Here is a 17754-nt window from a genome sequence, read left to right on the forward strand (position 1 = left end):
GCGGGTGGTCCGTGCCAACAGGTCAGGAGCGTCGCATGGCGGTGAATCCGGGGGATAGCGGGGGACCGGCGGGCGCCGAGACCGGGCACCGCGAGTCGCCGGCACTCGACGACCAGACGACGGCGCGGCTGGCTCGCGCGTATCTGGAGACCTACCGCGGCCCGCACGCCGACGCGCCGGCCGCGGACGCGGCGGTGACGATGCCGGTGACGGCGACCGCGCGTCAGATCGTCTCGCCGAACCTCATCGCCGCCCATCACCGGCTGGGCCGCTTCCGGCCGTTCGGCGACACCCGCGTCGAGGTCTACCCGTCCGACGATCCGGCGGGCATCGGCCCGGCGCTGCAGATCGTCACCGACAACACCGCGATGGTGATGGACTCGGTCACGGTGCTGCTGCACCGGTTCGGCGTCGCCTACACCGCGATCATGAACCCGGTGCTGCGGGTGCACCGCGCGCGGGCCGGTGAACTGCTCGACGTCGCACCCGTCGCCGACGCCGCCGGGTCCCGCACCGGCGTCGACGAGGCCTGGATCCACGTCCAGCTCGCCGCGACCGTCGACCCCAAGGCGCTCGCCCAGGTGGCGCAGATGCTGCCCAGCGTGCTCGCCGACGCGCGCCACGTCGCGCTCGACGCGCCTGCGCTCGGGTCGACGCTGCGCGGGCTGGCCCAGGAACTGGCGTCCGACGGTGCGCGGTTCCCGGGCCAGGACCGCGACGACGTCGCCGCGCTGCTGCGCTGGTTGGCCGACGGGCATTTCGTGCTGCTGGGCTACCAGCGGTGCCCGATCCGCGACGGCCACTCGTCGGTCGATCCGGCGAGCCGGCTGGGCGTGCTGCGGCTGCGTCAGGACGTGCTGCCGCCGCTGACCGAGGACGGCGAGCTGCTCACGCTGGCGCAGGCGACCATCCCGAGCTACCTGCGCTACGGCGCCTACCCCTACATCGTCGTCGTCCGCGAACAGCACGGGCCCACCGTGGTCGAGCACCGGTTCGTCGGGTTGTTCACCGTCGCCGCGATGAACGCCAACGTCCTTGAGATCCCGTTGATCTCGCGCAGGGTGAACGAGGCGCTGTCGCTGTCGCGCCGCGACCCCAGCCATCCCGGGCAGCTGCTGCTCGACATCATCCAGACCATTCCGCGCTCGGAGCTGTTCGCGCTGTCGGCCCGCAGCATCCTGGACATGGTCAAGGCGGTCGTCGACCTCGGATCACGCCGACGCACCCTGCTGTTCATGCGCGCCGATTCGCTCGCGCACTTCGTGTCGTGCCTGGTCTACCTCCCGCGTGACCGCTACACCACCGCGGTGCGGCTCGAAATGCAGGACATCCTCGTGCGCGAACTCGGCGGCGTCAGCATCGAGTACACCGCGCGTGTCAGCGAATCCCCCTGGGCGGTGGTCCATTTCTCGGTGCGGATGCCCGACGGGATCAACGCCCGCGACATCGACACGTCACTGGAGAACGAGACGCGGATCCAGGATCTGCTCACCGAGGCGGCCAGGACCTGGGGTGACCGGCTGATCGGGGCGGTCAAGACCGGTTCGATCGATCAGCGTGCGGCGCAGCACTATTCGGTAGCGTTCTCCGAGGCCTACAAACAGGCGGTCGCGCCGCTGGACGCGATCGGCGACATCGCGATCATCGACGAACTGGACGACGGCGCCATCAAACCCGTCCTCTCCGACACCGAGGAGGGCACCGCCCAGCTCACCCTGTATCTGGGTGGGCGTTCGGCGTCGCTGAGCGACCTGCTGCCGATGCTGCAGTCGATGGGTGTCGTGGTGCTCGAGGAGCGGCCGTTCACGGTGGAGCGGCCCGACGGGCTCACGGTCTGGATCTACCAGTTCAAAATCTCGCCGCACAAGTCGATCCCGCGCATCGAGTCCGAGGCCGAACGCGCCGACACCGCGGCACGGTTCGCCGACGCGGTGACCGCGATCTGGCAGGGCCGCGCCGAGATCGACCGGTTCAACGAGCTGGTGATGCGCGCCGGACTCAACTGGCAACAGGTGTCGGTGCTCCGCAGCTACGCAAAGTACCTGCGGCAGGCCGGTTTTCCGTACAGCCAGTCGCACATCGAAGGCGTCATCAACGACAACGCCAAGACAGCGCGGTCGCTCGTCGAGCTGTTCGAGGCGCTGTTCCGGCCCGACACCGAGCAGGACGGCGCACCGAAGCGCCGCGACGCCCAGGCGGCCGCGGCGGCGGTGACCGCCGACATCGACGCGTTGGTCAGCCTGGACACCGACCGGGTGCTGCGGGCCTTCGCGTCGATGATCCAGGCGACGCTGCGCACCAACTACTTCGTCGCCCGACCGGAATCGGCCCGCCAGCAGAACGTGCTGTCCTACAAGCTCGACCCGGGCCTGATCGACGAATTGCCGCTGCCCAGACCGAAATTCGAGATCTTCGTGTACTCACCGCGGGTCGAGGGCGTGCATCTCCGCTTCGGCTACGTCGCGCGTGGCGGGCTGCGCTGGTCGGACCGCCGCGAGGATTTCCGCACCGAGATACTCGGCCTGGTCAAGGCGCAGGCCGTCAAGAACGCGGTAATCGTGCCCGTCGGCGCCAAGGGCGGCTTCGTCGTCAAGCAGCCGCCGACGCCCACCGGCGACGCCGCCGCCGACCGCGACGCCCAGCGCGCCGAGGGGGTGGCCTGCTACCAGCTGTTCATCGCCGGCCTGCTCGACGTCACCGACAACGTGGACAAGGCCACCGGGCAGGTCGTCGCACCGCCCGACGTGGTGCGCCGCGACGGCGACGACGCCTACCTCGTGGTCGCCGCCGACAAGGGCACCGCGACGTTCTCCGACATCGCCAACGAGGTCGCCAAGTCCTACGGGTTCTGGCTCGGCGACGCGTTCGCCTCGGGCGGTTCGGTCGGCTACGACCACAAGGCCATGGGCATCACCGCCCGCGGCGCCTGGGAGTCGGTCAAACGGCACTTCCGCGAGATGGGCGTCGACACCCAGTCCGAGGACTTCACTGTGGTCGGGGTCGGCGACATGAGCGGCGACGTCTTCGGCAACGGCATGCTGCTGTCCCAACACATCCGGCTGCTCGCCGCGTTCGACCACCGGCACATCTTCATCGACCCCGATCCCGACGCCGCCCGCTCGTGGGAGGAACGCAAGCGCCTGTTCGAGCTGCCGCGGTCCAGCTGGGAGGACTACGACACGTCGCTGATCAGCGAGGGCGGCGGCGTCTACAGCCGGGAGCACAAGTCGATCCCGATCAGCCCGCAGGCCCGCGCGGCGCTGGGCATCGACGACGGCGTCGACGAGTTGACCCCACCGAACCTGATCAAGGCGATCCTCAAGGCGCCCGCCGACCTGCTGTTCAACGGCGGCATCGGCACCTACATCAAGGCCGAGACCGAATCCGACGCCGACGTCGGCGACCGCGCCAACGACCCGGTGCGGGTCAACGGAAACCAGTTGCGCGTCAAGGTGGTTGGCGAAGGTGGCAACCTCGGGGTCACCGCGCTGGGGCGCATCGAGTTCGACCTCGCCGGCGGCCGCATCAACACCGACGCGCTGGACAACTCCGCGGGCGTCGACTGCTCCGACCACGAGGTCAACATCAAGATCCTGATCGACTCGCTGGTCACCGCCGGCAAGGTCAGCGCCGAGGAGCGCACCGACCTGCTGCTGTCGATGACCGACGAAGTCGGCCGGCTGGTGCTCAAGGACAACGAGGACCAGAACGACCTGATGGGCACCAGCCGCGCGAACGCGGACAGCCTGCTGCCGGTGCACTCGCGGATGATCAAGGCCTTCGTCGCCGACCGCGGCCTCAACCGCGAACTGGAGGCGCTGCCCTCGGAGAAGGAGATCCGCCGCCGCACCGACGCCGGAATCGGTTTGACCTCACCGGAACTGGCCACGCTGATGGCGCACGTGAAGCTGGCGCTGAAGGCCGACGTGCTGGCCAGTGACCTGCCCGACCAGGAGGCGTTCGCGTCGCGGCTGCCGTGGTACTTCCCGGAGAAGCTGCGCGAACCGTTCGGCGCGGAGATCCGGGCGCACCAACTGCGCCGCGAGATCGTCACCACCATGCTCGTCAACGACCTCGTCGACACCAGCGGGATCACCTACGCCTACCGGGTCAGCGAGGACGTCGGGGTGGGCCCCGTCGACGCGGTCCGCAGCTTCGCCGCGGCCAACGCGATCTTCCGGATCAGCGACGTGTGGCGCGCCATCCGCTCCGCCGGCGACACCGGTGTCTCCGTCGCGGTCACCGACCGCATGACCCTGGATCTTCGGCGGCTGGTCGACCGGGCCGGCCGGTGGCTCCTCAACTACCGCCCGCAGCCGCTGGCGGTGGGCGCCGAGATCAACCGGTTCGGTGCCAAGGTGGCGGCGCTGACGCCCCGGATGTCGGAATGGCTGCGCGGCGACGACGAGGCGATCGTGGCCAAGGAAGCCGACGACTTCGCCTCCCACGGAGTCCCCAAGGACCTGGCGTACATGGTCGCGACCGGCCTGTACCAGTTCAGCCTGCTCGACATCATCGACATCGGCGACATCGTCGACCGCGAACCCGATGAGGTCGCGGACACGTACTTCGCGCTGATGGACTACCTCAACACCGACACCCTGCTGACGGCGGTGTCGCGGCTCGAACGTGACGACCGCTGGCACTCGTTGGCGCGGTTGGCGATTCGCGACGACATCTACGGTTCGCTGCGGGCGCTGTGCCTGGACGTGCTGGCCGTCGGTGAGCCCGAGGAGACCGGTGAGGAGAAGATCGCAGAGTGGGAGACGACGAACGGGTCGCGGGTCGACCGTGCCCGCCGCACCCTCAGCGAGATTCATGAGAGCGGCCAGCACGACCTGGCCACGCTGTCGGTGGCGGCGCGCCAGATCCGCAGCATGACACGAACGAGTGGAACGGGGACTTCACGGTGACGATCGGTTTCGTCGCGCCGGTACATGTCCGGTGGTCGGACATCGACATGTACCAGCACATCAACCACGCCACGATGGTGACGCTGCTGGAGGAGGCGCGGATCCCGTTCCTGCGTGAGCCGTTCGGGCCGGAGATCGAGACCATCGGCCTGCTCATCGCCGATGTGAACATCTCGTACAAAGCCCAACTGCGGCTGATCGATTCGCCGCTGCAGGTCACCATGTGGTCCAAGCGGGTACGCGCTGTCGACTTCACCGTCGGCTACGAGGTCCGCTCGGTCGGCGCACCGGCCGACTCGAAGCCGGCGGTGATCGCCGAGACCCAGCTGGCCGCCGTGCACATCAAGGAGCAACGGCTGCAACGGCTTTCCGAGCAGCAGCGGGAGTATCTGCAGCGATATCAGCGATGACGAATCCGGACCGCGGTGTGTGGCCGGCCGACGGCGCCCACCGGGAAGACCTCGCGACGTTCACCGAACGCGCGCTGCGGCTCGACGAGGCTGCGGTGATCCGGCTGCGCCAGCGCGGCGAGGGAGCGGTGGTCGCCTGGGTGGCCACCGGTTTCGACGTGCTGGCCAGCCGCGTGGTCGAGGGCCGGGTCAATCCGCCGGACCTGTCGGCAGGCGCCGACGCGCTTGCCGCGGGTCTGCGCGCGATGGACCGCACCGGTTACGTCGATCCGGGATTCTCGATGGACTCCGCGTGGCGCGGCGCGCTGCCGCCGGAGACGGGCTTCGTGCATCTGGACGACGTACCGGCCCGCGTGGTGCTCGACCTGGCGCAGCGCGGCGGTGCACTGGTCAAAGAGCACTCCGGCGGGCACGGTCCGCCGGTGTCGCTGCTGGATCAGGAGGTCATGGAGGTCAGCTCGGGTGCCGACACGGTCGGTATCCCGATGCGGTGTGTGTTCGCCTTGACCGCAATGGGTTTCCTGCCGCAGACCGGTTCGGCCGTCGCCGCCGACGAGATGGTGCGCGTGCGGGCGCTGCCGACGTGGCTGCGCATCGACGCCCGGTTCGGTTCGGTGTACCGGCGCCGCGGCAACCCGCTGGCGGTGCTGCGGTAACTCGCCGCCCGGTGGACCGGCGCGAACTAGACCAGCCAGGCCGCGGTGTCGGGCGGCAGTGTGCCGTCGAGAACGGGGCCGCTGGCCAGCAGTACCTCGCCCTCGGGCAGCGGGATCGGCACGGCGCCGGCATTGAGCACACATACGAGCCCGCCGCTGCGGTGGAACACCAGGACGTCGGTGGGGGAGTCGAGCCACTCCACCGCCGAGCCGCTGAATTCCTCACGCGCACGCCGTAACCCGATGGCCCGACGGTAGAACGCGAGCGTCGATGCCGGATCCGCGAGTTGCTTCTCCACCGTCAACGCCGCCCACTCCGGCGGCATCGGCAACCACGTGTCGGGGTGGTCGGAGAACCCGAACGGGGGAGTCTCGCCGGACCACGGCATCGGGATGCGGCAACCGTCGCGGCCCCGGCGGGTATGCCCGGAGCGCTCCCACACCGGATCCTGCAGCGCCTCGTCGGGCAGGTCGTCGACGTTGGGCAGTCCGAGTTCCTCACCGTTGTAGAGGAACACCGCGCCCGGCAGCGCCAGCATGACCAGAGCCATCGCCCTGGCGCGTGCCAGGCCCGCCGTGCCGCCGCCGTAGCGAGTCGGGGGCCGCTCCACGTCGTGGTTGGCCAGCGTCCAGGTGGGGACGGCATCCACGAGATCGACTGCGGCCAACGAGTTCTCGATGGCCGAACGAATGTCGCGCGCATCGAAGTCGGCGCGCACGAGCCGAAAGTTGAAACCCAGGTGCAGCTCGTCGGGCCGCACGTAGCGGGAGAACTGCTCGCTGTCGTAGACCCAGACCTCGCCGATCGCGACGGCGCAGGGGTAGTCGTCGAACACGCGGCGGATAGCCCGGTGGATGTCGTGCACGCCGTCGTGGTTGAACCGCGGATCGTCGTCCATCTCGGCGAGCAGCATCTCGGGCTTGGCGGTCGGCATGTCGGGCAGTCCCGGCGGCTTGGCCATCCCGTGCGCGACGTCGATACGGAACCCGTCGACGCCGCGGTCGAGCCAGAACCGCAGCGTGGTCTCGAGGTCGGCGAACACCTCGGGGTTGTCCCAGTTCAGGTCGGGTTGCTCGGCGTCGAACAGGTGCAGGTACCACTGTCCCGGGGAGCCGTCGGGCTCGGTGACGCGGGTCCACGCCGGGCCGCCGAAGATCGACAGCCAGTTGTTGGGTGGGCGGCTTCCGTCGGGCCCTGCGCCGTCCCGGAAGATGTAGCGCTCGCGCTCGGCGGATCCCGGCGCCGCCGCCAGCGCAGCCTGAAACCACGGATGCGCCGAACTGGTGTGGTTGGGCACCAGGTCCATCGTCACCTTGATGCCGCGAGCGTGGGCGGCCTCGACGAGACGGTCCATCGCGGCCAGATCGCCGAACAGCGGGTCGATGTCGCGCGGATCGGCCACGTCGTAGCCGTGGTCGGCCATCGGCGACACCATCACCGGGTTGAGCCAGATCGCGTCGACGCCGAGCGACTCGAGGTAGTCGAGTCCGGCGCTCACGCCGTCGAGATCACCGACGCCATCGGAGTCGCTGTCCCGAAACGACCTTGGATACACCTGGTAGAACAGCGCGTGCGACCACCAGCGGCTGTCCATCAGAACGTCGAGTTCACCATCGAGTGGGCCGCCATCTCCAGGTAGTCCAGCAGCGCCTGTCGGTGCGCGTCGTCGAGCGTGTCCGAGTCGATGGACGCCACGGCGGTGTGCATGCAGCGCAACCAGGCGTCGCGCTCGATGAAGCCGATGCGAAACGGCGCGTGCCGCATCCGCAGCCGCGGGTGCCCGCGCTGGTCGGAGTAGGTTCGCGGACCGCCCCAGTACTGCTCGAGGAACATCCGCAGGCGCACCTCGGCGGGCCCGAGATCCTCTTCGGGGTAGAGCGGACGCAGGATCTCGTCGTCGCGAACCAGCTCGTAGAACCGCGCCACAATCGCCCGGAACGTCTCGTGGCCACCGACGTCGTCGTAGAACGATCCCTGTGGCTGTGTCACGCCCCCCATTGTTCCTTGTTGCTGGAACAGCCAGGTCAGCCGGTCGTTACACCGGATGTTCACCGGACTGACCTGCGAACACGCTAAGAATTGTCGTGCGATTCACAGCAATCCGTGGTGAACTGTCTCCTCGGAGGACGTATGGCGCATCGCAAGAAAGGCCCGTCCACGAGGGCTGGCCACCGGAGCCACGGTGTCGCGCCCGCCCTGACCGGGCCGGTGGGACCTTCCGCGCCGACACGCGTCCTGCACAGCATCGACACCCACCCACCCAGTACCGCCGACGCGTCGATCTGGGGTCGGCGCCGCGTGCTGCTGCTGAACTCCACCTACGAGCCGTTGACCGCTCTGCCCATGCGGCGGGCGGTCGTCATGCTGATGTGCGGAAAAGCGGACGTCGTCCATGACGATCCGACCGGCCCGGTGATCCATTCGGCGACCCGTTCGATCGTGGTGCCCTCGGTCATCCGGCTGCGGTCCTACGTCCGGGTGCCCTACCGCGCGCGCATCCCGATGACCCGCGCCGCGCTGATGCACCGCGACCGGTTCCGCTGCGCCTACTGCGGCTCGAAGGCCGACACCGTCGACCACGTGGTGCCGCGCAGCCGCGGCGGCGACCACTCCTGGGAGAACTGCGTGGCGGCGTGCTCGCCGTGCAATCACCGCAAGGCCGACCGACTGCTCGGCGAACTGGGCTGGACGCTGCGGACGGTGCCGGTCCCGCCGAAGGGTCAGCACTGGCGATTGCTGTCGAGTGTCAAGGAACTGGATCCGTCATGGGTCCGATATCTAGGCGAAGGCGCGGCGTAATCGGGCCTGGTATACGGTTTGCGACGTGAGCACCGCACTGAGTCATGCCCTCATGGGAGGCATTCCGCTGGCCCTCACGTTCGTGCTGATCGTGCTGATCTGGGGCGTCGGCAAGAACCGCAAGGGACCGCACCCGGAGACCTACAAGCTGTCCGAGCCGTGGACGCACGCGCCGATTCTGTGGGCGTCCGACGAGCCGACCGAGCACGCCCACAACACCGGGCGCAGCCTGGTGGCCGACACCGCTGTGCACAGCGACGACGCGGGCGAGCAGAGTTCTCACGTGACGATTGGAGGCGGCGCAAGTGGCAAGTGGTGAGCTCACGACGGTCGACCCGGCCAACCTGCCCGTCGGATGGGCCCTGACCTCCAGCGGCCGCCTGTCCGGCGTCACCGAGCCCGGTGAGCTGTCGGTCCGCTATCCGTTCCCGATGAAGGACCTGGTGTTCCTCGACGACGCGCTCAAGTACGGTTCGCGCGCGGCCAAGGCCCGGTTCGCGGTCTACATCGGCGACCTCGGCGCGGACACCGCCGCGACGGCGCGCGAGATCCTGGCCAAGGTGCCGACACCCAGCAACGCGGTGCTGTTGGCGGTCTCGCCGGACCAGCGCGCGATCGAGGTCGTCTACGGCGCCGACGTGAAGGGCCGCGGCATCGAGGAGGCCGCCCCATTGGGCGTCTCGGCGGCCGCGGCGTCGTTCAAGGACGGCAACCTGATGGACGGCCTGATCAGCGCGGTGCGGGTGATGAGCGCCGGAGTCGTTCCGGCCTGACCCGCGTCAGGGAGCGTCGGCGGCCAGCGCGGCCCGGATCTCGACGTAGCGCTCCAGGAACCGTCGCTCATCGAGCCGTTTGCGGCGCAGCCATCCGGTGACCTCGTCGTTGCATTTGCTGGTGTTGCACGACGCGCACGCCGGTACGACGTTGTCGATGGTGTAGCGGCCGCCGCGGCTGATGGCCATGACGCAGTCGCGCTGCAGCGGCCGGTCGGTCGCCCCGCAGTAGGCGCAGCCCTGCCAAGCGGCCTTGAGTGACTCCCACTGCGCTGTCGTCAGGTCGTTGTCGACGGCGCCGAGGCGCCGCTGACGTCTGCGGGCAGCCCTGGCCCGGCGTGATCTGCTGACTGCCACCTCGGCAGCCTACGAGCGTCGAGCGTGCACAAAGCGCTGATATATCGCGGCGTGTCGTCGCGCCAGGGGAGGGCCGCCCCCTCAGGGGCTAGCTCGCGTCGAACGCCCTCGCTTTGAGGGCACGCTCGACGCCCGCGCGGCCCTCGAGCACCAGCCGGCGCAGCGGCGGCGGCACATCGCCGTCGGCCAGGAACGCGTCGGCCGCGGCGAGCCCCGACTCGCTGATGTCCCACGCGGGGTACAACCCGATCACCACGGTCTGGGCGACCTCACTGGACCGTCGCTGCCACACCCCCGCGATCGACGCGAAGTACTTGGCGCGGAACAACTTCAGCAGATCCTGCTGACCGGGCTGCACGAAGCCGCCGATGATCGACCGCGCGGTGATGTTGGCCAGCGTGTCGTCCTCGATGACCTGTTCCCAGGCCGCCTCCTTCACCGCGGGCTGCGGTCGCGCCGCCGACGCCGCCGCGGCCTGCCGCCGACCCGCCGCGGTCGGGTCGTTCTTGGCCTCGGCGTCGATCAGCGGGGTGTCGGTGCCGTCGGCGTCGACGACACCGGCGCGGGCCAGCGCGGTCACGACGCGCCAGCGCAGGTCGGTGTCGATCACCAGCCCCGGCAGATTCACCGCGGCGGGCTCGTTGTCGAGCAGCGTCGAGAGCACCGCGACGTGATTCGGCGAGAGCACCGACGTGCACAGCGCATTGACGAAGGCCAGCTGATGATCCGAGCCCGGCTGCGATTCGCGCGCCAGGTCGAGCAGCGCGTCGCCGAACGCCGGCCAACCGTTCTCGGCCGCCCACTGCGGGTCGGCATAGGAGTTCAGCGCGGTCTGCGCCTGCAACAGAAGCCGTTGCAGCACACCGACTTCGGTCTCGGCGTGCAGGCCGCTGATCACCAGGGCGACGAAGTCGCGGGCCTTGAGTTCGGCGTCGCGGGTCATCTCCCACGCCGCCGACCACGCCAGCGTGCGGGGCAGCGGCTCGGCGATGTCGGCGATCCGCGACAGCAGCGTCTGCAGTGACCCGGAATCCAGGCGCAGCGAGCAGTAGGTGAGGTCGTCGTCGTTGACCAGGATCAGCTTGCCGCGCGGAACACCCTGCAGCGCAGGAACATCGGTGCTGGGACCCTCGACGTCGAGCTCCTCGCGGTGCACGCGCACCAGCTTGCCGGAGGCGTCGTCGTCGTAGATCCCGACCGCCAGCCGGTGCACGCGGGTCTCGCCGGCGCCGGGCGCCGCCCCGCTCTGCTCGATCGCGAACCGGGTGAACCGCCCGTCGGCGTCGACGTCGAAGGACGGCCGCAGCGTGTTGAGGCCGGTCGTCTTGAGCCACTGCCTGCCCCACCCGGACAGGTCGCGGCCCGACGCCTTCTCCAACGCGCCGAGCAGATCACCGAAGGTCGCGTTGGCGAACGCGTGGTCGCGGAAGTAATCGCGCAGGCCCGACAGGAACTCCTCCTCGCCGACGTAGGCGACGAGCTGCTTGAGCACCGATGCGCCCTTGGCGTAGGTGATCCCGTCGAAGTTCACCTCGACGGCGGCCAGGTCCGGGATGTCGGCGGCCACCGGATGCGTCGACGGCAGCTGGTCCTGCCGGTAGGCCCACGACTTCTCGACATTGGCGAACGTCGTCCACGCCTCGGTGTACTCCGTCGCCTCGGCCTGGCACAGCACGGAGGCGAACGTCGCGAAGGATTCGTTGAGCCACAGGTCATCCCACCACTGCATGGTGACCAGGTCGCCGAACCACATGTGCTCCATCTCGTGCAGCACGGTCTCGGCGCGCCGTTCGTAGGACGCGCGGGTGACCTTGCTACGGAAGACGTAGTCCTCCAAAAACGTCACCGCGCCCGCGTTCTCCATCGCGCCGGCGTTGAACTCCGGAACGAACAGCTGGTCGTACTTGCCGAACGCGTAGGGCACGCCGAAGTTGTTGTGGTAGAAGCCGAATCCTTGTTTGGTCTCGGTGAACAGCCGCTCGGCGTCCATGTACTCGGCCAGCGACTTGCGGCAGAACAGCCCGAGCGGGATGTCGCCGTGGTCGTCGCTGTAGACGTCGTCCCAACGGGCGTACGGGCCGGCGATCAGTGCCACCAGGTAGGTGCTCATCCGGGGCGTCGCGGCGAACGTGTGCCGCTTGGCGGCCCCGGCGTCCTCGACGGTGACGGTAGCGCCGTTGGAGACGACTTCCCAGTGCGACGGCGCGGTGACGGTGACGTCGAAGGCGGCCTTGAGGTCGGGCTGGTCGAAGCACGCGAACATGCGCTTGGCGTCGGCGGTCTCGAACTGTGAATACAGGTACACCTCGTCGTCGACCGGGTCGACGAACCGGTGCAGCCCCTCGCCGGTGTTGGAGTAGCGGCAGTCCGCCTCAACGACGACGACGTTGCGCTCGGCCAGCCCGGACAGCGGGATGCCGGTGGACTCGTCGTAGCCCGACACGTCGATCTCGCGGCCGTTGAGCGTGGCGCTGTGGACGGTGTCGGCGGCGATGTCGATGTAGGTGTCGGCGCCGGGCAGCGCGTCGAACTCCACGGTCGTCGTCGACCGGAAGGTGCGCTCACCGGGCTTGCCGTCGCCGTCGGTCAGGTCGAGCACGATGCGGTAGCTGTCGACGGTGACCAGGGCGGCGCGTTCGGCGGCTTGGTCGCGGGTCAGGTTGGGAAGTGCCACCCGACCAACCTATAGGCCCGACGCGTTACAGGCCCGGGATAGCCCTGGCCGCGGGAAGCCAGTCCAGCACTGTGCCGTTGCCGACCGACGACACCATCTGCGGGCAGTACATCGAGATCGCGATCCCGGTGAAGAACGCGGCCATGTCCGGCGGGATGCCGTTGTCGGTCACCCGCGAGTAGACCTTCGCGAGGTTCTTGCCGGGTTCGACGAGCATCGGGCAGACCGACTCGCCGAGGCGGACCGTGTCCACCGGATTGTTGAACGCCACCCCCGCATTGGTGAGGGCCGCGAGGAAGGTGTCGTCGAGCGGATCGGCCTGCGCCGGTCCCGCGGTGGCGAGGGTCGCTGCCGCGATACCGGCTGCACATGCGACCGCGCTGAGTGAGCGATTAAGGGGTGTATTCACTTCGGTAACGATTCTTCACTTTGGTCACATCCGGAACACGGTTCGATCTCCGTTTACACATTGAGGCGTTTCTTATTTTGCGAACCGCCCGCCGCGACGCTAATGGCCGGCCCGCGTGGAAATTGCGGGAGCAAACTCCGACGCGGGAATCCGGGCCGCGATTATGGGGAAACCCCTGATTCCTTGGGGCCGATTTCTCCCTACCGTCATAGGCAGGTCGCTTAATGGGACGGGAGACCGCCAATGAACCGCGCGCCGAGGTATGCGCGACACGTCAGCCGCATCGGCGCGCTGGCGGTCGTCCTCGGCGTGGGCGCTGCCGCGATCACCTCACCGCAGCCGGTGTCCGCCGACCCCACGCCGTCGCCCGGTCCGTCCTCTCCGGAGGTCCCGGGCGTCGAGGCGCAGCAGGAGCCGTCCGCCCCCACTCCCGGCCCGGCCGTCACCGAGGGGCCTGGACCAGAGCCCGAGGGGATCGAGCCCGACAAGCCGGAGCAGTCCGGCGACCAGCACACCGTCATCGTCGGCGATTCGCCCTCAGTCACCTATTCGTCCTCCGGCGGCGCGCTGACGTCGGGCACCGATGAGGAGGACGACGCCGTCGCGCCGTTGGACGCTCCCGCCCCGGCGCCGCCGAGCCCGGTCGCGACGCCGACATCGGTTCCCACCCCTGTCGAGGCTCCGCCCTCGCCGGTGCAACGCCTGACGGCGGTGGCAACCGCGCTCGGCGCTCGGCTCGACAAGGCGCCGCTGTCCACCGGCGATCCCGGCGCCGCCGATCCGCAGCCCGACACCGCGGGGGTGAACGTGCTGCCCGCGGTCGGAGCGCCGGGCGCAGGCAAAGCCGGCGACGTTGCGGCACACCGGCGGCTGTCGACCGTCGTCCTCACCCCGGCGTATCCCGACGCCGTGACCGAGACGGTCGCGCGGCGCTCCGACGGTGAGCCACCCGACGCGGGGGTCTTCGCCGTGCCCACCGCGTCGTCCTCGGCCGGGCTCAGGGCGCTGCCCGGCTCGCTGATCAACGTGGCGTCGGGTTTCCTGACCGCGGCGCTGAGCCCGTTCGTGGTGCCGCGCCCCGAACTGCCCGCCGACCCGCCGACGCTGTGGTTGCTGCTGGCCTGGGTGCGGCGACAGTTCACCGGCCAGGCGACCGCCGTCTCCTGCGCGGCGCCCGACGCCGACCGCAGGCTCGGGTCGGTCAAGCTGACGCTCGACGAGGCGCGACCGCTGCACGCCGCGGGCACGTCGATGGCCGACGGCGCCACCCGCAGCTTCCTCGAGGACCTGGTGGCGTTGTTCACCCGGCTCGTCCAGGGCGGGCTGGCGGTCGACGCCGACACGCCCTACACCGTCGACAGTGTCGACCGCCGGTCCGGTGCGGTCACCGGGTCGGTCCATGTCGACGGCCCCGACACCGCACCCTTGACGTTCGCGATGTTCGACCCGCCGGCCACCGGCGCCGCGACGGTCGACCCGCTCACCGGCAAGTGGACGTTCACGCCGACGCCACCGTCGCGGGTGCAGGCCTTCGCGATCTCCGGGGCGGCCGAGGTCACGTTCGCGGTCATCGCGAGCCTGGGGCGGGCGGCTACCGCGCCGATCGTCGTGTCCGCACCGGTGCAGGGCGCCGAGTCCGCGGCCTATCCGGCGCTTCCGGGAGTCCCGGTGCGCGGAGTTCGGCTCGCCCCCAACGACATCGGGTTCCAGGTCATCGTCCGGCACAACCCGCTCGCCGCGACCTACGAGACCGCGGTGGCGATCATCGACCCGGCGAACCCGGCGGCCACCGTCACCGTCCCGGTGACCGGTGCGCTCAGCCGCTTCGCGTTCGCCCCCGACCACACCGCCTACAGCACCACGGTCGTCGCGCAGGACCCGTCCGATCGAGACGTGTACGCGGTGACGGCGATCAAGGCCTCAGGGGAGAGCGTCACGATCCCGATCGCCGGCATCCCGGTCGGCGACCTGGTGTTCGGGCCCGACGGGCGCGCCTATCAGACCTCCTACCGGCATGACGCGACCACCGACACCTACGTCACCACGGTGACGGTCGTGAGCGCCGACGGACATCACGTCGACGCGTCGATCGACGGGCACCCCGCCGGGTTCGGCTTCGGCGCTGACGGCGCGGTGTATCAGGTGACCGAACTGCGCCCCTTCGCGCTCGACGAGGCCGGCAACGAGACCACCGTGGCCGCGATCGATCCGGCGGGCGCGACGACGACGCTCGCATCCATCCCCGGCGCCGCGCTGGAGTTCGCGCAGGCCCCCGACGGGGCGGTCGTGCAGACCACCCGGGCCGCCGGACCGCACGGCTTCGACTACACCTTGACCCGCATTCCCGCGAATGGGGCTGAGCCGCAATCGTTCCCGCTGTCCGGAGCGATCGTCGGGTCGGTGGCGTTCACGCCGGCCGGCGCGACGATGGTGACCGTCAGGACTCCCGCCGGCTCCGACGTGCCCGGCGAGGTCGTCGTGGTCGGTCCGACTGGTGCGCTCACCGCGATCGCGCTGCCCGCGCGGCCCCGCGGCGGCATCGAACTGGCCGCCGACGGCACCGCACGCCAGAGCTTGCGCAGCGGCGACGTCGCGGTGATCGACCCGGACACCCCGCGCCTGGTGGACGTCCTCACCGCTGCGCACACCGCCTCCGTCGCCGGCCCCGACGGCACCGTCTACGCCCACCACGACAACGGCCCGGCGCGCAGCGTCGTCGAACTGACCCGGCGCGACGGCACCACGACGGCCATCGAGGCCGACGGCGCTCTGTTCACCAGCGCCCGCGGAAGCAACGCGTACTCGGTGATGCAGGGTGTGCGGTTCGCCCCCGACGGCACGCCGTACCTGTTCACCGGCACCCGCGAAGCCGCGCCGTTCAACCCGTTCTTCGGCGACTACGACGGGCTGACGGTCACCGTCATCGACCCGGCGACCGCGACCGCGACCCCGCTGCCCGTCGCCGGCGGCGACAACGGCTTCCTGAAGTTCGTGTCCGACAGCGCATTCGCCTACTTCGCGCCGATCGCCGAGAAATCCGGGGTGACGACGGCGGTGACGTTCGTCGACCTGGCCGCCGCGCGAGCCGACACCGTGCACATCGACGGCTACTTCACCGACTACGCCGTCGGCGACGACGGCACCTCCTACGTCGTGACCAACACCGACTTCGATCCGGTCAGCGCCACCACGGGACGGGCCTACGCGATGACCGTGGCCTCCGCCGACGGGTCGATGTGGACGACCAGCCCGATCGACGGGACGCCCTACGAGGCGATGGTCACCGGACCCGACGGCACCGTGTACCAGGTCGTCGAGAACACCGACGGGCTCTCGACCGGGGTGATCGTCTCGCACCCTGGCAGCCTCACCTTCGTGCGCATCGACCTCGACGGCTACCCGCAGAGCCCGGTCGTGTTCGACTCGGCGGGCACCGGGTACGTCACCACCGGCACCGTCGACCCGGGCGACGGCGAGCTGCGCACCGTGGTCACCGTGGTCGCCGTCCCGACCGGCGCCGCGGTCGCACCCGCGAAAGTCGCGACGCTCGCCTGACGGATTCGGGAACAGCCGGCTGCCAGAGACGGTTGTCACAATGGACCTCTGTCCACCCGCGCCCGGAAGGATCCGCAATGCCCGAGAAGTCTGTCGCCGATTTCTGGTTCGACCCGCTGTGCCCCTGGTGCTGGATCACCTCCCGCTGGATCCTCGAGGTGCAGAAGGTCCGCGACATCGACGTGAACTTCCGGGTGATGAGCCTGGCCGTGCTCAACGAGGGCCGCGACCTGCCCGAGCAGTACCAGGAGGCGATGAAGAAGGCGTGGGGGCCCGTGCGCGTCGCGATCGCCGCCGAGCAGTCCAAGGGCCGCGAAGTCCTCGAGCCGCTCTACACCGCGATGGGCACCCGCATCCACAACAACGGTGTCGAGGACTTCGACGTCGTGATCAAGGAATCGCTGGCCGAGGTGGGCCTGCCCGCCGAGCTGGCCGAGGCCGCCACCACCGACAAGTACGACGAGGCGCTGCGCAAGAGCCACCACGAGGGCATGGACGCCGTCGGTGAGGACGTCGGCACCCCGACCATCCACGTCAACGGCGTCGCGTTCTTCGGACCCGTGCTGTCGAAGATCCCGCGCGGCGAGGAGGCCGGCAAGTTGTGGGATGCGTCGGTGACGTTCGCGTCGTATCCGCATTTCTGGGAGCTCAAGCGCACGCGCACGGAGTCGCCGCAGTTCGACTGATCGACCCCGCGGGGACGCGCGGGCGCGTCTGCCACAATGACCGCCATGCGCGTCTACCTGGGAGCCGATCACGCCGGCTTCGACCTCAAGCAGGCCGTCATCGAGCACCTGCGCAGCAACGGCCACGAACCCGTCGACTGCGGGGCCTTCGTCAACGACCCCGACGACGACTACCCGGCGTTCTGCATCGCCGCCGCGGAGAAGACCGTCGCCGACCCGGGCAGCCTCGGCATCGTGCTGGGCGGCTCGGGCAACGGTGAGCAGATCGCGGCGAACAAGGTGCCCGGCGCGCGGTGCGCGCTGGCGTGGAGCGTCGAGACCGCGAAACTGGCCCGCGAGCACAACAACGCGCAGCTGATCGGCCTCGGCGGGCGCATGCACAGCATCGAGGTGGCGCTCGCGATCATCGATGCGTTCCTGAGTACGCCGTGGTCGGAGGCCGAACGGCACCAGCGCCGCATCGACATCCTGTCCGAGTACGAACGCACCCACGTCGCACCGCCCGTGCCCGGCGCTTAGGC

Annotated in this window: 14 protein-coding genes; 9 read left to right on the plus strand and 5 right to left on the minus strand. The window is 69.6% G+C overall.

From position 1 onward, the window contains the following. Nucleotides 1-35 precede the first annotated feature (35 nt). The 3 genes from BLW81_RS16685 to BLW81_RS16695 are packed head-to-tail and all read left to right on the plus strand — an operon-like array spanning nt 36 to nt 5979. Nucleotides 36-4913: an NAD-glutamate dehydrogenase gene (locus tag BLW81_RS16685; protein WP_083408130.1), complete on the plus strand. Its 4878-nt coding sequence runs from the start codon at nt 36-38 to the stop codon at nt 4911-4913. A gap of 47 nt (nt 4914-4960) precedes the next feature. Next, nucleotides 4961-5323: an acyl-CoA thioesterase gene (locus BLW81_RS16690; RefSeq protein WP_407662346.1), complete on the plus strand. Its 363-nt coding sequence runs from the start codon at nt 4961-4963 to the stop codon at nt 5321-5323. Next, nucleotides 5320-5979, plus strand: a complete 660-nt coding sequence (locus tag BLW81_RS16695) for a DUF8185 domain-containing protein (protein ID WP_083408132.1) — start codon at nt 5320-5322, stop codon at nt 5977-5979. The genes BLW81_RS16690 and BLW81_RS16695 overlap by 4 nt, the downstream gene beginning before the upstream one ends. A gap of 26 nt (nt 5980-6005) precedes the next feature. Here the strand turns inward: BLW81_RS16695 and BLW81_RS16700 are convergent, their stop codons facing one another. After that, nucleotides 6006-7574: a glycoside hydrolase family 13 protein gene (locus BLW81_RS16700; RefSeq protein WP_083408133.1), complete on the minus strand. Its 1569-nt coding sequence runs from the start codon at nt 7572-7574 to the stop codon at nt 6006-6008. Then, nucleotides 7574-7969: a globin gene (locus tag BLW81_RS16705; RefSeq protein ID WP_083410596.1), complete on the minus strand. Its 396-nt coding sequence runs from the start codon at nt 7967-7969 to the stop codon at nt 7574-7576. Before BLW81_RS16705 ends, BLW81_RS16700 begins: the two co-directional genes overlap by 1 nt. A 141-nt stretch (nt 7970-8110) precedes the next feature. On the opposite strand from BLW81_RS16705, the gene BLW81_RS16710 reads away from it, so the two are divergent. Genes BLW81_RS16710 through BLW81_RS16720 form a run of 3 tightly spaced genes read left to right on the plus strand, consistent with a single transcriptional unit; the run spans nt 8111 to nt 9552 of the window. Beyond that, entirely contained in the window at nt 8111-8779 is a 669-nt protein-coding gene (locus BLW81_RS16710; protein WP_083408134.1) for an HNH endonuclease, read from the plus strand. A gap of 52 nt (nt 8780-8831) precedes the next feature. Continuing rightward, complete coding sequence (gene ctaJ, locus BLW81_RS16715) at nt 8832-9098, plus strand: aa3-type cytochrome oxidase subunit CtaJ (protein WP_083408135.1); 267 nt, start codon at nt 8832-8834, stop codon at nt 9096-9098. After that, nucleotides 9085-9552 carry a DUF5130 domain-containing protein gene (locus BLW81_RS16720; RefSeq protein WP_083408136.1) on the plus strand — a complete coding sequence of 156 codons (468 nt, stop codon included), beginning with the start codon at nt 9085-9087 and terminating at the stop codon, nt 9550-9552. The genes ctaJ and BLW81_RS16720 overlap by 14 nt, the downstream gene beginning before the upstream one ends. A gap of 6 nt (nt 9553-9558) precedes the next feature. Here the strand turns inward: BLW81_RS16720 and BLW81_RS16725 are convergent, their stop codons facing one another. The 3 genes from BLW81_RS16725 to BLW81_RS16735 all read right to left on the minus strand — a co-directional run bounded on the left by BLW81_RS16725 (nt 9559) and on the right by BLW81_RS16735 (nt 12992). Then, nucleotides 9559-9909: an HNH endonuclease gene (locus BLW81_RS16725; protein ID WP_083408137.1), complete on the minus strand. Its 351-nt coding sequence runs from the start codon at nt 9907-9909 to the stop codon at nt 9559-9561. A gap of 88 nt (nt 9910-9997) precedes the next feature. Then, nucleotides 9998-12583, minus strand: a complete 2586-nt coding sequence (pepN, locus tag BLW81_RS16730; protein ID WP_083408138.1) for an aminopeptidase N — start codon at nt 12581-12583, stop codon at nt 9998-10000. Nucleotides 12584-12608: 25 nt separating this feature from the next. Next, a complete protein-coding gene (locus tag BLW81_RS16735) occupies nt 12609-12992 on the minus strand; it encodes a DUF732 domain-containing protein (RefSeq protein WP_083408139.1) in 384 nt (127 codons plus the stop codon). 243 nt (nt 12993-13235) lie between these two features. On the opposite strand from BLW81_RS16735, the gene BLW81_RS16740 reads away from it, so the two are divergent. The 3 genes from BLW81_RS16740 to BLW81_RS16750 all read left to right on the plus strand — a co-directional run bounded on the left by BLW81_RS16740 (nt 13236) and on the right by BLW81_RS16750 (nt 17752). Then, nucleotides 13236-16547, plus strand: a complete 3312-nt coding sequence (locus BLW81_RS16740; RefSeq protein ID WP_083408140.1) for a hypothetical protein — start codon at nt 13236-13238, stop codon at nt 16545-16547. A gap of 77 nt (nt 16548-16624) precedes the next feature. Continuing rightward, a complete protein-coding gene (locus BLW81_RS16745; protein WP_083408141.1) occupies nt 16625-17233 on the plus strand; it encodes a DsbA family oxidoreductase in 609 nt (202 codons plus the stop codon). Nucleotides 17234-17278: 45 nt separating this feature from the next. Next, nucleotides 17279-17752, plus strand: coding sequence for a ribose-5-phosphate isomerase (locus BLW81_RS16750; protein ID WP_197680322.1), 474 nt, complete (start codon nt 17279-17281; stop codon nt 17750-17752). Nucleotides 17753-17754 lie beyond the last annotated feature (2 nt).

The sequence above is a fragment of the Mycolicibacterium rutilum genome, assembly GCF_900108565.1.
GTDB classification, from domain to species: domain Bacteria; phylum Actinomycetota; class Actinomycetes; order Mycobacteriales; family Mycobacteriaceae; genus Mycobacterium; species Mycobacterium rutilum.

What these genes read in the sequence shown, in the direction of transcription:
- BLW81_RS16685 (WP_083408130.1), top strand. Translation starts at nt 36, where the DNA reads ATGGCGGTGAATCCGGGGGATAGCGGGGGACCGGCGGGCGCCGAGACC.
- BLW81_RS16690 (WP_407662346.1), top strand. Translation starts at nt 4,961, where the DNA reads ATGTACCAGCACATCAACCACGCCACGATGGTGACGCTGCTGGAGGAG.
- BLW81_RS16695 (WP_083408132.1), top strand. Translation starts at nt 5,320, where the DNA reads ATGACGAATCCGGACCGCGGTGTGTGGCCGGCCGACGGCGCCCACCGG.
- BLW81_RS16700 (WP_083408133.1), bottom strand. Translation starts at nt 7,574, where the DNA reads ATGGACAGCCGCTGGTGGTCGCACGCGCTGTTCTACCAGGTGTATCCA.
- BLW81_RS16710 (WP_083408134.1), top strand. Translation starts at nt 8,111, where the DNA reads ATGGCGCATCGCAAGAAAGGCCCGTCCACGAGGGCTGGCCACCGGAGC.
- ctaJ (WP_083408135.1), top strand. Translation starts at nt 8,832, where the DNA reads ATGGGAGGCATTCCGCTGGCCCTCACGTTCGTGCTGATCGTGCTGATC.
- BLW81_RS16740 (WP_083408140.1), top strand. Translation starts at nt 13,236, where the DNA reads ATGAACCGCGCGCCGAGGTATGCGCGACACGTCAGCCGCATCGGCGCG.
- BLW81_RS16745 (WP_083408141.1), top strand. Translation starts at nt 16,625, where the DNA reads ATGCCCGAGAAGTCTGTCGCCGATTTCTGGTTCGACCCGCTGTGCCCC.
- BLW81_RS16750 (WP_197680322.1), top strand. Translation starts at nt 17,279, where the DNA reads ATGCGCGTCTACCTGGGAGCCGATCACGCCGGCTTCGACCTCAAGCAG.